The sequence below is a fragment of the Microbacterium sp. AG790 genome (genome assembly GCF_003634765.1).
GTDB lineage: Bacteria > Actinomycetota > Actinomycetes > Actinomycetales > Microbacteriaceae > Microbacterium.
This window is the reverse complement of the sequence record NZ_RBWZ01000006.1, coordinates 524,041-538,708: the sequence shown is the minus strand read 5'-3', so window position 1 is coordinate 538,708 and position 14,668 is coordinate 524,041. Positions and strand designations below refer to the sequence as shown.

Genomic DNA, 14,668 nt, shown 5'->3' with positions numbered 1-14,668 from the left:
TCCTCTCCGAGCTCAGACGCCGAAGGCTTCGCTGTGGATCTGAGCGGCCGGCACCCCGGCAGCCCGCAGGTCGCGACGCACCGAGGCCATCCAGGGCTCGGGGCCGCAGAGGTAGACGTCGTGATCGTGGATGCCGGGCACCATCCGCCGCAGCAACTCCGCACCGCGCCCATCGGCGAACGTCACCGGCAGCCACGTCGATCCGGCGCGACGGCGCGGACCGTGCAGAGCCACGTGGTGCAGGCCCCGGCGCGCGACCAGGCGCTCGATCTCGCGCACGCGCATCGACTCGGCCGCCGCATGGTCGCGAGTGATCAGGATCGCCTCGCCGGGCGCATACGGCTCGGCCTCGAGAAGCGAGACGAGGGGTGCGACGCCGGCGCCGGCACCCATCATGACGATCCCCCGCCGCGTCCGCGCCTCGCCCGTGAACTCGCCGTAGGGCCCTTCGATCAACACGCGCGCGCCCCGGCGGAGAGTCGCCAACCGGCGCGTCCCGTCGCCGACCATGCGGGCCGCGACGACGAGTTCGCCGCGGCGGGGATCGGCGGCCAGCGACAGCGGGGTTCCCCGTGTCCAGCCCGGGCCGCCCAGAAACCGCCAGACGAAGAACTGACCGGCGCGGGCGCCGAGGCGCTCCAAGCCGCGTCCGCGCATGCGGACCACGACGCCCATCGGCCCGTCGGCCTCGACGGCGACGACGCGGATGTCGTGACGCGCGGAGCGCCACAGCGGCAGCGCCACGCGGAAGACGATGACCGCGGCGGCGGTCGCCGCCCACAGTCCCCACCAGTACACCTCGGCGAGCGGATGCGCGGCGAAATCGGCGCCGGTCCACAGCATGTGCGGAATCGCCAGCCCGACACCGAGGTACCCGTACAGGTGCAGCAGGTGCCACGACTCGTAGCGCATGGCACGCCGCGCTCGGCGGATGCTGGTCACCACGACGAGCATCAGCAGGCCCGTTCCCGCCGTCGCGAGCATCATCCCGGGGTAGTTCCAGACGAAGTCCCACAGCTGGACGATCACGGTGACACCGGCCTGGGCGGCGTAGCCGACCACCAGCAGGGCGATGTGGGCCAGCAGCAGCCAGAACGACCAGAAGCCGACCCAGCGGTGCATCCGCGTGATCGCATCGCGCCCGAAGGCTCGCTCGAACAGCGGCACGCGCGCCATCAGCAGCACCTGGTACAGCAGCAGATTCGCCGATACGAGACCGGTGATCCGCCCCAGCGTGTTCAGGGTGTCGGCATCCCACGCGCGCAGGTCCTGCACGGCGCCACCGGCGATCCACAGTGCGACGACGAACAGGCTCGTCGCCCAGATGACGCCGATCGCGAGCAGCCGCCAGAGGGGGCGGCGCGAGCGGATGCCGACGCGCGGCGCGGCGGCGATGAACGTGGATCGCGTGGCGGCCTGTGTGGTCATGCGTCGAGCGTCGCCGACCGGCTCTGAGACAAGGCCAAGAATCAGCGGCTCACGCGGCATCCATAGGAATCTGACAGCCCGCCGACACGGACGATCAACATCCGCAGCTGCGCCGCAGCACGACCCGCGGCGCGAACACCGCGTCGAAGCGGGCGTGCCCCTCGGGCAGCGGACCGGCGGTGCCGGCGAGGATGCGGGCGGCGGCGCGCCCCATCGCCTCCATCGGCTGGCGCACGGAGGTGAGCGTGGGCGTGCTGAGCCGACCGGCCAGGATGCCGTCGAAACCGGTGACGGCCACCTCGTCGGGCACGCGCACGCCGAGGCCGGCGAGGGCATCCAGCGCCATGAGGGCGTGCTGGTCGGTCGCGCAGACGAGAACACGCGGCAGCGCACCGCGGGCGTGCAGGGCGCTGAGCTGCTCGACCATCCGGTGCGGACCGCGCACGGTGCCGTCGACCGGCTCGTCACGGGGCCGCAGGCCCCACCGCCTCAACGACGCCTGGTACTCGAGGAAGCGCTCGGCATTGTCGAACCCCTCCTGACGTCCGACGAACGCGACATCGTCATAGTGGTGATCGGCGACGAGGTGATCGATCAGCGCGCTCATCCCGCCGGCGTTGTCCACGCGGACGCGGTGATGGGGGTCGTCGCCGGGCGCGACGCTGAACAGCACGGTCGGGATCGTCGCCGGCATCCGCAGCAGGGCCGCCGGCAGCACCGGTGACGGGAAGATGGCCAGTCCGTCGACCCGACCCGCCGTGTCGGCGACCGACACGTCGCTGTCGGAGCCGCTGGAGAGCATGACGGGCCGTCCGAGCATCCAGCATTCGAGCGCGAAGCCGCGCTGCACCTCGTCGACGTAGAGCGGGAACGCGCGCGGGTCGGCGAGGGTCTCGTCGTCGGACTGCGACCACGGGATGATCGACGCGGCATCCAGCGGCGAGCGCGCATCGGATCGCGGGGGTGTGACGTCGCGCGGGTCGGCCCGCTCGAGCATGAGGTCGAACGCGTGCAGGCCGAGGGTGCCGGTACGCCCGTTCGCGAGCCCGCGCGCGGCCGCGCTCGGGGCGTACCCCAACCGCCGCGCCGCAGCCAGCACCCGCTCGCGCGTGGCTTCGCTGATCCGCTCGGGGCGTCGGAAGGCGAACGACACCGAGGCGATCGAGACCCCCGCCTCCTGTGCGACGTCGTAGACCGTCGGACGGCGCGAGGCGGCATCACTCATCGGCTGTCCCTTCGTCATCGTCGGCCTGCGGCGGCTGGCGTGCGCCTCACCGGTCGTCGCGTTGTCCCGCCGGTACCGCCAGCTCGAGACCGAAGTGCACCGGGAACAGCGGGTCGCCCGTATCCGACGGTACATCTTCGCGCGAGGCGCGCACGGCATCCATCGACCGCGGCAACTCCACCGGAAGGCGCCCTTCGGGAGCGACACGACCGGTGAGCACGTCGAGCACGGCGCGGGCGGAACTGCCGAAGTCGACGACGATGGCCGATGCGAACTCCGCGAACGGTGTCAGGATGCCGGGCCGGTCGAGATTGACCACGAGCACCAACGGGCACTGCTCGGCGATCCGCCGCAGGCGATAGACGCGCCCGGGCGGGAACTCGAGCGAGCCCTGGTGGAACCACGCCTCGAGGAAGAGATCGTCGCGCGGTTCGAACGGGGCGCCGAGGCGCACCAGGGCGAGATCGGCGTCGGCGGGATCGGCCACGACCTCACCCAGCTCGGCGACGTCCTCCGCGCGGAAGCCCTCGACGTACACGCGACGCGGCTCCGCTGCCAGAGGCAGCACGGGCGGCTGGCCCGCATCGGCGTCGGCGGCGACCGACCGGTTGAGCACGACGGTCAGCGAGCGCGCCTGCGCACGCTCGCCCTCGGCCCGGAACGCGGCGTTGCCGACGATGCGCTCGGCCTCGTCGGGGTCGACGAACGGGTCGTCGAACAGGCCCAGCTGGAACTTCACCCGCAGGATCCGGCGCGCCGACACGTCGATGCGCTGCTCGCTGACGTGGCCCGCGCGCACGAGATCGATCAGCAGGTCGACGCACTCCTCGCCGCCGAACTGGTCGGCCCCGGCATCCAGAATCTTGAGCATGCGCTCGCTCGGCGACAGCTCCTCGACGCCCCACGCCCGCGCCGGCAGCACCTGATCGCCCACGTGATTGTCGTTGACGAGCTCCCAGTCGGTGACGACGACCCCGTCGAAGCCGAGCTCGTCGCGCAGCAGGTCGGTCACGATCTGACGGTTGTAGCCGAAGCCGACCTCCTCGATCGGCGCCCCGTGGCGTTCCAGCCCGATCGGCATGCCGTAATACGGCATCATCGCCGCGGTACCCCGCCGGATCGCCTCACGGAACGGCTCGAGGTGGTACTCGAACATGCCACCGGGGTAGACCTGCTCACGGCCGTACGGGAAGTGCGCATCCTCGCCTTCCTTCTGCGGACCCCCACCCGGGAAGTGCTTCGTCGTGCACGCGACGCTGTCCGGTCCCAGCTCGTCACCCTGGAAGCCCTGGAGGTAGGCGGCGGTGAACTCGGCGACCCGCGCGGCATCCTGCCCCAGCGTCTGCGCCTGGCGGCCCCACCGGGGCTCGGTCGCCAGATCGATCTGCGGATGCAGGGCGGCGCGGATGCCGACGGCGCGGTACTCCTGCCGCGCGACGTCGGCGAACCGGCGCACCGTCTCGACGTCGTCGATCGCCGCCAGTCCGAGACCCTCCGGCCACTGCGAGAAGGGCCCGGCGGCGAAGCCCACGCCGGTGTTCTCGACGAACGCGTGCCGCGGATCGGTGCTGACGGTGACGGGCACCCCGTGCGGAGTCTGCGCGGCCAGGGCCTGCAGGTTGTTGTTCCAGACGGCGGCCTGCCGGGCGGAGCGGATGGCGTGCACGTTGAAGTGCGACAGGTGCTTGCCGCGGACGACCGTGGTCGTCGGCGACTTCGAGATGCGCCCGGGCGCCTCCAGCAGCTCGCCCTCCTCCCCCACCTCGATGACGGTCTGGAACATCAGCCCGCACTTCTCCTCCAGGCTCATCCGGGCCACGAGGTCGGCGGCGCGCTCGTCGGCGCTGCGGCGCGGATCCTCGTACGGATCCATCACCCCGTTGCCGTTGAGGTCGCGGAAGCGGGTGCCGTCGGGCGCGGTGAGATACGTGGGGGTCATGATTCTCTTTCTCGAGGCGGGTCGCGGGGGCTCACTTGAGCCCGGTCGTGGCGACGCCCTGGATGAAGTAGCGCTGCAGGAAGACGAACAGCAGCAGGATCGGCGCGATCACGAGCACGGACCCCGCCAGCAGCAGGCCGTAGTCGGTCGCGTTCTGTCCGGTCGAGTACAGCGAGAGCGCCACCGGGAGGGTGTACATGTTCTCGGTCTGGGCCGCGACGAGCGGCCACAGGAAGTTGTTCCACGACGCGAGGAAGGTGAGGATGCCGAGGGTCGCCAGCGGCGGCCCGCACAGCGGCATGACGACACGGGCGAAGATGCGCAGCTCCCCCGCCCCGTCGATGCGCGCCGCCTCGATGAGCTCGTCGGGGATGCCGAGCATGAACTGGCGCATGAGGAACACGCCGAGCGGCGTCGTGATGAACGGCAGGATCAGCGCCGCGTAGCTGCTGGTCAGCCCGAGCGAAGAGACCATCACGAACAGCGGCACGAAGGTGACGACGCCCGGCACCATGAGCGTCACGAGCACCACGGCGAACAGGATCTTCTTGCCGGGGAAGTCCATCTTCGCCAGCGCGTAGCCGACCATCGAGCAGAACACGAGGTTGCCGAGCACGGTCAGCAGTGCCACGACGATGCTGTTGGTGAAGAAGCGGCCGATGTCGAGCGGTCCGAACCACTGGGCGAAGTTGTCCCACGTGAACTCGCGCGGCCACCACGTGGGCGGGCGCTGCAGGATCTCGGCCTGGGTCTTGACGGAGCCCAGCAGCATCCAGGCGAACGGCAGCATCCACACGATGAGGCCGACGACGAGCACGGTGTAGGTGACGGCCCGGCCGGTGACGGCGCGGCGCGCGCGCCGCGTCGGGCGGGCGATGACAGGAGCGGTCATGGCGGGGTCCTCTCAGTCCTTCGTCCGCAGCAGCCGGAACTGCAGCAGGCTCAGCAGCGCGATCGCGAGGAACAGGATGTAGCTGGCCGCCGAGGCGACGCCGTACTGCCCGAAGCCGAACTGCTTGAACGTGTAATAGGCGACCGACAGGGTCGAATCGAGCGGGCCGCCCTGGGTCATCACGAAGGCCTCCTCGAAGAACTGCAGGAAGCCGACCGAGATGAGCACGGCGCCCAGCAGCAGCGTCGGGCGCAGCATCGGCAGCGTGACCGCGGTGAGGCGCCGCCACGCCGAGGCGCCGTCCATCATGGCGGCCTCCTTGACGTCGGTCGGGATGGCCTGCAGGCCCGCCAGGAAGATCACCATCAGCGTGCCCACGTTGCGCCACACCGCCATCGCGATGAGCGACGGCAGCGCCCAGGTGGTGTCGTTCAGCCAGTCCGGCCCCTGGATGCCGACGACGGCGAGGGCGCTGTTGAGCAGCCCGTCCGGCTGCAGGATGTAGCGCCACACCACCGCGACGGCGACGATGCTCGTCACGACCGGTGCGTAGAAGCCGACGCGCAGGAACGAGACGATGCGCCCGCCGCCGGAGTTCAGGGCGAGCGCCAGTGCGAGCGCGACGGCCATCGTCACGGGGATGCCGACGACGACGAACGTCGCCGTCACGCCCATCGACTTCAGGAACGTGGGGTCGGTCAGCACCTTGACGTACTGGTCGAGGCCCACGAAGTCCACCGAGAACGGGGAGCGGATGTCCTGCGCGCGGAAGTCGGTGAACGACATCGCGAACGAGCCCACGATCGGCACGATCATGAACACCGCGAACACGATGACGAACGGGAGCGCGAACCCCCACGCGATCCATCCCTGGCGCCGGCGGCGGGACGACCCCGGCCGGCGACCACGGCCGCGACCGGTGACGGCGGCGGCCGCTCCGGTCGCGGCCAGTGATGCCTGCGTCATCTCGATCAGCCCATTCCGAGGGCGTCGGCCTTGCTCTGCAGCTCCTTCATGGCGTCTGCAGGGCTCTGGGTGCCCAAACGCACCTTCTCGAGCACCGCGTCGCCCGCGGCGGCGACCTGCACCCACGTGGTGGTGGCGGGAACCGACTTCGCGGTCTCCAGCTGCGTGCCGAAGGCGGCGAGCGTGGGCTGCGAGGCGAGGGCCTGCTCCTTCCACGCCGCTTGGACGGCGGGCAGGTCACCGGTCTTCTCGTACCACTGCGCCTGCGTGGCCGGGTCGGTCAGCCACTGGGCGAGCTTCCACGCCGAGTGCGCGTTCTTCGAGTTCTTGAACACCGTGAGGTTCGCGCCGCCGCTGAACGACGTCGACGACTCCTTCGTGGGCAGCACCGCGGTGGTGAACTTGCCGGCGAAGTCCGCCCCGCCGACCTTCTCGAGTGAGCCGATCATGAAGGGCCCGTCGATGAGCATCGGGGTCTTGCCGGCGACGAAGTCGGCCTCCTGCGCGCCCGAGGAACGGTCGGCCGCCGGGTTGGCGATGCCCTTCTGGAAGAAGCTCTGGTAGTACTCGTACGCCTCGACCATCTGGGGCGTGTCGAGAGTCCACGTCTTTCCGTCGGTCAGCGAGGCTCCGTTGGACCACGGCATCCACAGCGTGCCCTGGAACGAGTCGTTGCCGCCGGGCAGGCGGATACCGTACTCGGCGCCGGCCTTGGACTGCATGTCGGCGGCCATCTGGCTGAGCTCGTCCCACGTGGCGGGGGCCTTCGTCCACCCGGCCTTGGCGGCGAGGTCCGTGCGATAGTAGAGCACGCGGGTGTCGACGTACCAGGGCGCGCCGGTCATCCGATCGCCCACCTTGGTCGACGAAACGGCACCGGGGAACGAGCCCGAGGTGTCGAGGTCGGTCGGCACGGTCTGGAACGCGTCGGCGAAGTCCGCCATCCAGGTCGAGCCCATCATCGCGATGTCGGGCGTCGTGCCACCGGCGATGGCCGTCTGGATCTTGCTGTAGGCGGCATCCCACGGAATCGCCGTGACTTCGACCTTGACGCCGGGGTTGGCGTCTTCGAACGTCTTGACGAAGTCGGGCAGGGCCTCGCCCTCCGCTCCCATCGCCCACATCGTGATCGTGCCCGTGGCCGGCTCGCTGCCGATGGTCGTGGCGGCGTCGGGCGCGCTCTGCGTGTCGGCTCCTCGGCCGCAGCCGGTGAGCGCCAGTGCGCCGATGGCGATGAGAGCGACGGCTCCCCGTCGTACGTGTTTCATGGTTCCTCCTCGAACGGGACACCCGCTGCGGTGTCGGCTCTCACTCTACTTATGCGCATAACCAACGTCAAGACATCCGCCCCGCCCGCCTCCCGACCGCCCGCGAGTCCGCCTTTTCGCGAGACACCGTCTGCGCACCGAGACACCGGTGCACAGCGGCCGTCTCGGTGCAGGGATGGTGTCTCGCGGGGCGTACGCTCGGCGGGGTCGGTCGGCGGACCGGCGGGGTCAGCGGGGGGATGCCGCGGCGCGCGGTGCCCGCAGGTAGCCGCGAACGAACTCGTCGAACAGGGCGGTCATGTCCACGGTGGCATCGAGCAGCCACTGCTGCTGGATGCCGTCCATGACGGCACTGATGAGGCGTGCGCCGGCCTCGGGGTCGATGTCGGGCGCGATCTCGCCGGCGCGCTGGCCGGCGCGCAGGAGCGCTGCCGTGGCCTCGGCGCGCGCCCGGTATCGGGCGGCGAAGTCGTCGTGCAGCGGATGGTCGGGGTCGGCCGCCTCCGCCACGACGGTCGAGTAGAGGGAGGTGAGACCACGGGTCGTCTGGTTGTACGCGACGACCTTGCCCGCCTGCGCGATGAGGCCGTGCTCGGCGGGCTCCCCCGCCGCGGCGCGCACCCGCTCGTCGCGCTGGCGGAGCACCTCGGCGAACAGCTCCTCCTTCGAGGCGAAGTGGTGCAGGAGCCCCGCGGGCGTCAGCCCGACACGCTTGGCCACCTCGCGCAGGGACCCGCTCGCCGACCCCGAGCGGCCGAACACGAGCACCGCCTCGTCGACGATCTGCTGCCGCCGGGCCTGCCCCTTCGGGTAGCTCCCCCGCGTCCGCGAGGGAGCCACCCGGTCACCGCTGTCTGATGCCACGAGATTCCTCCCCGGCATCCACGCTACGGCTCAGTGATGCGGACGCCCCCACGACGAGCCGAACACCTGCTGGGCGATCGCCGGCTTGAGGGTGCGCTCCATGGCGTCGTCGACGACGTACCCCTTGAGGGAGTCGCCCGTCAGCGCATTGCCGATCGCCGCCATGATCATCGACTGGTCGAGCGAGAGGTAGCGCTTCGCGATGGTGTCGCTCTTGACGGCGACCGCGTCGTAGAAGCCGCCAGGACCGTAGGCGCCGAGTTTCCGCTCGATCTTGCGGAGGTTGTCCATGACACCCTTGTGGTCGTACGGCAGGGCGAGGAAGGACGCGTGCGGAGTGACGACGCCGTCGCCGAACGTCGGATCAGGGTTGGTGCCGGTGTGGCAACCGGGCCGGTCGATGTCGACGTCGGTCTTCTCGCGGTCGGAGGTGTAGCCGTCACTGCGCATGCCGGCCAGATCCACGCCGTACTCGGAGTAGCCGCCGAACGGATCGCTGGCCGGCGAGAAGCCCCAATACCCGTACTTCGCGTCCTTCAGGCCGTGCTCCTTCTGCACCTCGACCGTGATCGGGTGATTGAGTCCCCAGGAGCGCGGACCCCACTGCGCCTCCGGGATGAACAGGTCGGGCATGAGCGACTCGAACATGCTGCCGCCCCAGCTGGGTACGAACGACATGCCGTCGTAGGAGTACGTGCCCTCGTAGACGTCGACCCCGTCGTAGGTGCGGGTCGTCCCGGTGGGCAGCTGCTCCTGCCACGCCCAATCGCAGCCGGGCGGCATCGTGCGGTGGGTGCCGTAGAGACCCGTCGCGGAAATGGCGCCGTCCGAGATCGCGAGGTAGGTCGCGATGCGGCTCTCACTGACGGTCGTGTCGTAGTGGTGGCAGGTGTAGTACGCCGTCTCGCCGCTGCCGTTGTACATGGGCGCGGCCACCGCGCAGCCGTCACCGGGAGGCGCCTCCCAGAATCCGCCGCGATTGGTCCCCGCCGGAAGCCCCGAGGCGCCGGCCGGATCGAAGAACGCGGAGAAGTCCATCGACCGGTAGAGCGCGTCGGCACGATCGTGCAGCGACGGCTCAGCCTCGCGCACGACACGGAGGGCGGTCGCGAGCCAGCCGTTGTCGACGGTCGACAGGAACGGGTGGATCGTGTCGCCCGATGTCGGGAAGATCGTGAGCTTGGCTCCCGTGGCCGGGGCGTACCAGTTGTAGAACATGCCGCTGCCGGGGTTTCGCTCCATGCGCTCGAGCGTGGTGATCGTCGTGGTGAGCCGCTGGCGCGCCTCCTCGGCGGTGATGATCCCGAGGTCCCGCGCCGTGACGGTGGACCACAGGTATCCGCCGATGTTGGTCGGCGACGTGTAGCCCGACGCGGATGCCGCATCGAGATCGCCCTCGATGTTGTCGTCGACCAGCCCGGTGTCGGGGTGGGCCATCGCCGCCATCGACGTCCATGTGTCGGTCGCGTAGCGCAGAAGTTCGCGGGCGTCTTTCCCCGCGGGATGGCCAGGGCGGCCGGGCCCGTGCGTCGCAGCATCGCCCGCCGCGGGGTCGCCTGGGGGCGCCGCGGTCGCGGGTGCTCCACCCGCCAGGGCGCCGATCGTGAGTGCGGCGATCACAGCCGTGGCCGCGAGGGTTCTCTTCATGGGCATGCTCTCCTCGTCGAAAGCGCTCCGCGGTGTCGGAGCCGCGCAAAAAACCTTACATGTGTACGGTTTATTCGCAACCCCTCCCGCAGGGCGCGAGAAGGAGCAGAGCCCACAGCCGCACGACCGGGCGGGATCGCCCGACCCGATCAGGCGGAGCCGTCGTCGAGGTTGTCTGAGAGGATGCCGAGCACGTGCGCCCGCACGACGCGGGCGCACTCCCCCAGTGCGCTCGCGACGGCATCCACGAACGCCTCCACGAAGGCGGCGTGCGCCACCCGCGACGTGTGGGCCAGCTCCTCGCGGAAGCTCACGCCGGTCGGGGTGATCACGAGCGAACGGTCGGCGAGGTCGGCCAGCGGGCTCGACGCGAAGGATGTCAGGGCCAGCACGCGCGCGCCGGCGCTGCGCGCGGCCTCCGCGGCCCGCACGCTCGCGGCGTTCGCTCCCGAACCGCTGACGACGATGCACACGTCGGCGGACGACAGCTGACGCGCCGCGATCTGCTGTGCGATGGCGTCCGCGATCACCTCGGCGGGGCGACCGACGGCGGTCAGGCGCATCGCCAGATCGCTCGCGACGGGCGCCGACAGTCCGTTCGCGACGACCAGCAGGCGCGAGGCGCCCGCGACGTCGGCGACCGCGGACGACACGTCGTCGGCGCTCATCAGACTCACCGCCGTGGTCAGCGACTGCGCAGTGCGGGCGAGGGCCGCGCGCAGCTCGCCCAGGGGGCCGTCTCCGTGGTCGGTGTCGCGCTCGGGCTGCGCGCCGAGCTCGGCGGCCAGCGCCACGCGCAGTTGCGGATAGCCGCGGTAACCGAGCGACTGACACGCCCGCACGACCGATGACCGGGCGACGCCGGCGCGGTCCGCCAGCTGCTGCGCGGTGAGCTCCACCACCGCGTCGGGCTCGGCCACGATGAGGTCGGCGACCCGCCGCTCGGTGGGCTGCAGGCCGTTGCGCATCGCGGCGATGCGCACCGTCGTCGGCGCGTCAACGGGCACGCGGACCCTCCATGATTCGCCGGCGGAGCGTCCCACTCGCCGCGTCGATCGCCATCGTGACGACGATCACCACGATGAGCAGCATCCCCACGGTGGACCACTCCCGGTACTGGGTGTAGGACGTCAGCATATCGCCGATGCCGCCGACGCCGATGAGGCCCAGAACGGCCGAGGAGCGCACGTTGATCTCGAACCGGTAGAGCCAGAACGACAGGAACACCGGCTGCGCCTGCGGCCACACGCCCCACCGCAGCACCTGCGCCGTCGACCCGCCCGCGGCCCGCGCCGCCTCGATCGGCCCGGGCGGCACGGCCTCGACCGCTTCGTAGCCCCATTTTCCGAGCGTGCCGATGCCGTTGACGGCCAAGGCGAGCGCACCCGTCAGCGGGGTCAGCCCGGTGACCGAGAGGATGATGATCGCGATGATCAGCTCCGGCACCGCGCGGATCACCGAGAACACGAGCCGCAGCGCGGCGCGCAGCCAGAGGGGTCCGAATCCACGAGCCGCGACGAGGCTGAGCGGCGTCGCCAGCAGGATGCCGAGCACCGTGCCCACCCACGCCATCTCGATGCTCCGCCACGTCTGCCAGAGCGCTTCGGGCAGCTTCGACCATTCCGGCGCGGAGAACATGAGCCACAGGTAGCGGCCGATGTCGGCGGGAAGGTCGGCCAGACGGCTCCACGAGATCTGGACCGACCAGAAGGCGGCGACCACGACGACGGTCACGATGACCGCGGCGATCGCGCGCCACGGCGACCGGCGGCGCGATGGGACCTGCAGGGCGCGCGGCCGGTGTGCGGCGCGCGGGGCGAGGGCGGTCATACGAGCCTCCGTCGGATGGCGTCGCTCACCAGGTCGATCACGACGACCACGACGAGCACTTCGAGGATGATGAGCGACAGCTGGTCGTAGCGGTAGAACGTGCGGACGGCGTCGATGAGCAGCCCGATCCCGCCGGCTCCGACGAGGCCGAGCACGGTCGAGGCGCGCACGTTCAGCTCGAAGACGTAGAGGGTCTGCGAGACGAACGCCGGCCACGCGTCGAGCAGGGCGATGGCGCGGTTGATCTGCGCCTGCGTGCCGCCGGCGGCGCGACCGGCTTCGATGGCCCCGGCATCCTGCGCGTCGATCGACTCCGAGACGAGCTTGACGATGATGCCGATGTTGAAGATCGCGAGCGCGATGATGCCGGGAAGAGCCCCGACGCCGACCATCGCGACGAGCACCGCCGCGTAGACGAGCTCGGGAACCGCGCGGATCACGTTCAGCAGCGTCCGCACCGCACCGCGGAAGGCAGGATGCGGGTTGGTGGGCCGTGCCGCCCAGAACGACAGCGGAAGCGAGATGGCGGCGCCCACGACGGTGCCGAGCACCGCCATCTGCAGCGTCTCGACCATCGGCGCGACCGTCCGCGGGAAGAACGACCAGTCGGGCGTGAGCAGCTCGACGATCTTCGTGGCGCCGTTTCGCCAGTTCGCGACGATAGGGGCGATATCCAGCCCCACTCCGATGCCGGGAAGGCACGTGACCACCGTGATCACGACGACGACCGCGACCGCGATCCACGTGCCGGCGCGGCGGCGAGGACGCGCGGGAACCACCGGCACGGATGCCGCGGGCGCGACGCTCATCGATCGAGCCGATCGTCGCCGGTCAGCGACCGCCCGTAGATGTTCTCGAAGTCGGCATCCGTCGCGCGTGCGGCCGGCCCGTCGAAGACGACCTCTCCGGCGCGCATGCCGATGATCCGCGCGCCGTACTGTCGCGCAAGATCGAGCAGGTGGATGTTGACGAGCACCGTGATCCCGAGATCGGCGTTGATCCGCCGCAGGTCGCCCATGACGCCGTGCGCGGTGGGCGGATCGAGGCTCGCCACCGGCTCGTCGGCGAGGACGATGCGCGGCTGCTGCGCGAGGGCACGCGCGATCGCGACGCGCTGCTGCTGCCCTCCTGACAGGGCGGACGCGCGCTCCCAGACCTTCGAGAGGATGCCGACGCGATCCAGCGCCTCGAACGCGATCTGCCTGTCGCGGTCACGGTAGGCCCCCACGAGAGTGCGCCAGTACGGCGTGTGCGTGAGGCGCCCGACGAGCACGTTGTTGAGCACCGACGTGCGACCGGCGAGGTTGAACCCCTGGAACACCATGCCGATCTGCCCGCGGAGGTGGCGCAGTCGGCTGCCGCGGGCGTTGTCGACGCGCTGGCCGCCGACCGTGACAGTACCCTCGCTGACGGGGACGAGACCGTTGATCGTGCGGATCAGCGTGGACTTTCCCGACCCGGACAGCCCGACGATGCACACCATCTCACCGGGGGCGATCTCCAGGTCGACGCCGCGCAGGCCCACCGTGCCGTTCGGATAGCGGACGGTGACCCCGTCCAGACGGATGCCCCAGGGCGCCGAGGCCGCAGCCTCGACGCCCGGGGTGTGGATCAGATCCGTCACTGCAGTCCCAGCTGCTGCGCGGCGCGCGCCACGACGTCGAGGGAAGCGGGGTTGGCGGGCGCGAGCTTGGTGATGGAGTAGATGCTCTTGAGCACCTTCGAGCCCTCGTCGGTGTTGGAGTAGGACTCCAGCGCCTGGGTGATCTTGTCCTGCAGCGCCGGCGACAGCTTCGACGAGACGGCGACGCCGTCGTTGGGGATCGGGTCGCTCAGTGCGAAGACGACGACCTTCTGGCCCACGTCGGGGGTGTCCTTCTTGACGAGCGTGCGTGCGTCCCAGAAGCTGAAGCCGACCTCGGCATCGCCCTTGTAGACGGCCATCACCGAGGCGTCGTTGGCGGTGACGGGGATCTTCTGGAACCCGTTGTCGATGTCGATGCCCTTCTCCTTGAGGGCGAGCATCGGGTAGATGTAGCCGGCGGGCGAGCCGGGGCCGAGGACGGCGACCTTCGCGCCGGCGATCTTGGTGATCGCGTCCAGGCCGCTCGGGGTGGCGAGCTTGTCGGTGCCGTTGCAGTAGAGCATCCCGTCCTTGTCGACGGGGGTGTCCGCGCAGTACTTGCTCGGGTTGTTCGTCATGAACTGGGCCGGGTAGGTGATCGCGCCGTTGCGCTCGGTCTGCAGCACGACCTTCGCGCCGTACCGGTCGCTGGCCTGCCAGAGCTGCAGGGACGGGAGGAAGCCGATCTGTGCTTGGTCCGCGCCCATCGCCTCGACGGCGGCCTGGTAGTCCTTCGACACGACACCGGTGACGGGGATGCCGAGGGTGGAGCTGAGCATGTCGGTCAGCGGCTTGGCGGTGTCGACGAGTCCGGCCTGGTCCTGCGAGGGGACGAGAGCGAGAACGAGCGAGGTGGGGTCGGCGGCGGGCGCGGCGGAGCCGGAGGCGTCGGAGCTGCCGGAGCAGCCGGCGAGCGCGACGGTGGCGGCGAGCGCCGTCGCGGCGACTGCGGCCAGTCGGAGGCGGGTGATGCGCATGAGGTGTC

At 70.5% G+C, this 14,668-nt stretch carries 13 protein-coding genes; all 13 read right to left on the bottom strand.

Annotated features, from left to right (window positions below):
- Positions 1-12 precede the first annotated feature (12 nt).
- Positions 13-1,428 (bottom strand): ferric reductase-like transmembrane domain-containing protein, encoded by a 1,416-nt coding sequence (locus DEU37_RS03090; protein WP_121189197.1) that lies wholly within the window; start codon positions 1,426-1,428, stop codon positions 13-15.
- A 94-nt stretch (positions 1,429-1,522) separates the two neighbouring features.
- Positions 1,523-2,653: a LacI family DNA-binding transcriptional regulator gene (locus tag DEU37_RS03085; protein WP_259457115.1), complete on the bottom strand. Its 1,131-nt coding sequence runs from the start codon at positions 2,651-2,653 to the stop codon at positions 1,523-1,525.
- Between the two features lie 46 nt (positions 2,654-2,699).
- Positions 2,700-4,592: a glycoside hydrolase family 3 protein gene (locus DEU37_RS03080; RefSeq protein WP_121189195.1), complete on the bottom strand. Its 1,893-nt coding sequence runs from the start codon at positions 4,590-4,592 to the stop codon at positions 2,700-2,702.
- A gap of 31 nt (positions 4,593-4,623) precedes the next feature.
- The gene (locus DEU37_RS03075; protein ID WP_121189194.1) at positions 4,624-5,484 is read right to left on the bottom strand and encodes a carbohydrate ABC transporter permease; all 861 of its coding nucleotides are present in this window, start codon (positions 5,482-5,484) and stop codon (positions 4,624-4,626) included.
- Positions 5,485-5,496: 12 nt separating this feature from the next.
- Positions 5,497-6,450 (bottom strand): carbohydrate ABC transporter permease, encoded by a 954-nt coding sequence (locus DEU37_RS03070; RefSeq protein ID WP_121189193.1) that lies wholly within the window; start codon positions 6,448-6,450, stop codon positions 5,497-5,499.
- Positions 6,451-6,455: 5 nt separating this feature from the next.
- Positions 6,456-7,718, bottom strand: coding sequence for an extracellular solute-binding protein (locus DEU37_RS03065; RefSeq protein ID WP_121189192.1), 1,263 nt, complete (start codon positions 7,716-7,718; stop codon positions 6,456-6,458).
- A 228-nt stretch (positions 7,719-7,946) separates the two neighbouring features.
- The gene (locus tag DEU37_RS03060; protein ID WP_121189191.1) at positions 7,947-8,582 is read right to left on the bottom strand and encodes a TetR/AcrR family transcriptional regulator; all 636 of its coding nucleotides are present in this window, start codon (positions 8,580-8,582) and stop codon (positions 7,947-7,949) included.
- A gap of 30 nt (positions 8,583-8,612) precedes the next feature.
- Positions 8,613-10,229 (bottom strand): glucoamylase family protein, encoded by a 1,617-nt coding sequence (locus tag DEU37_RS03055; protein ID WP_121189190.1) that lies wholly within the window; start codon positions 10,227-10,229, stop codon positions 8,613-8,615.
- A 149-nt stretch (positions 10,230-10,378) separates the two neighbouring features.
- Positions 10,379-11,236 (bottom strand): MurR/RpiR family transcriptional regulator, encoded by an 858-nt coding sequence (locus tag DEU37_RS03050; protein WP_121189189.1) that lies wholly within the window; start codon positions 11,234-11,236, stop codon positions 10,379-10,381.
- The gene (phnE, locus tag DEU37_RS03045) at positions 11,226-12,059 is read right to left on the bottom strand and encodes a phosphonate ABC transporter, permease protein PhnE (protein ID WP_121189188.1); all 834 of its coding nucleotides are present in this window, start codon (positions 12,057-12,059) and stop codon (positions 11,226-11,228) included. The genes DEU37_RS03050 and phnE (DEU37_RS03045) overlap by 11 nt, the downstream gene beginning before the upstream one ends.
- Positions 12,056-12,868, bottom strand: a complete 813-nt coding sequence (phnE, locus tag DEU37_RS03040) for a phosphonate ABC transporter, permease protein PhnE (RefSeq protein ID WP_121189187.1) — start codon at positions 12,866-12,868, stop codon at positions 12,056-12,058. Before phnE (DEU37_RS03040) ends, phnE (DEU37_RS03045) begins: the two co-directional genes overlap by 4 nt.
- A complete protein-coding gene (gene phnC / locus DEU37_RS03035; RefSeq protein ID WP_121189186.1) occupies positions 12,865-13,683 on the bottom strand; it encodes a phosphonate ABC transporter ATP-binding protein in 819 nt (272 codons plus the stop codon). The genes phnE (DEU37_RS03040) and phnC overlap by 4 nt, the downstream gene beginning before the upstream one ends.
- On the bottom strand, positions 13,680-14,660 hold the full coding sequence (phnD, locus tag DEU37_RS03030; protein WP_121189185.1) for a phosphate/phosphite/phosphonate ABC transporter substrate-binding protein: 981 nt from the start codon (positions 14,658-14,660) through the stop codon (positions 13,680-13,682). The genes phnC and phnD overlap by 4 nt, the downstream gene beginning before the upstream one ends.
- Positions 14,661-14,668: the final 8 nt, after the last annotated feature.

Excerpts from the sequence above, each read along its gene's own strand:
- DEU37_RS03055 (WP_121189190.1), bottom strand. The coding sequence starts at position 10,229 with ATGAAGAGAACCCTCGCGGCCACGGCTGTGATCGCCGCACTCACGATC.
- phnE (WP_121189188.1), bottom strand. The coding sequence starts at position 12,059 with ATGACCGCCCTCGCCCCGCGCGCCGCACACCGGCCGCGCGCCCTGCAG.
- DEU37_RS03065 (WP_121189192.1), bottom strand. The coding sequence starts at position 7,718 with ATGAAACACGTACGACGGGGAGCCGTCGCTCTCATCGCCATCGGCGCA.
- DEU37_RS03090 (WP_121189197.1), bottom strand. The coding sequence starts at position 1,428 with ATGACCACACAGGCCGCCACGCGATCCACGTTCATCGCCGCCGCGCCG.
- DEU37_RS03080 (WP_121189195.1), bottom strand. The coding sequence starts at position 4,592 with ATGACCCCCACGTATCTCACCGCGCCCGACGGCACCCGCTTCCGCGAC.
- DEU37_RS03085 (WP_259457115.1), bottom strand. The coding sequence starts at position 2,653 with ATGAGTGATGCCGCCTCGCGCCGTCCGACGGTCTACGACGTCGCACAG.
- phnD (WP_121189185.1), bottom strand. The coding sequence starts at position 14,660 with ATGCGCATCACCCGCCTCCGACTGGCCGCAGTCGCCGCGACGGCGCTC.
- DEU37_RS03075 (WP_121189194.1), bottom strand. The coding sequence starts at position 5,484 with ATGACCGCTCCTGTCATCGCCCGCCCGACGCGGCGCGCGCGCCGCGCC.
- phnE (WP_121189187.1), bottom strand. The coding sequence starts at position 12,868 with ATGAGCGTCGCGCCCGCGGCATCCGTGCCGGTGGTTCCCGCGCGTCCT.
- DEU37_RS03070 (WP_121189193.1), bottom strand. The coding sequence starts at position 6,450 with ATGACGCAGGCATCACTGGCCGCGACCGGAGCGGCCGCCGCCGTCACC.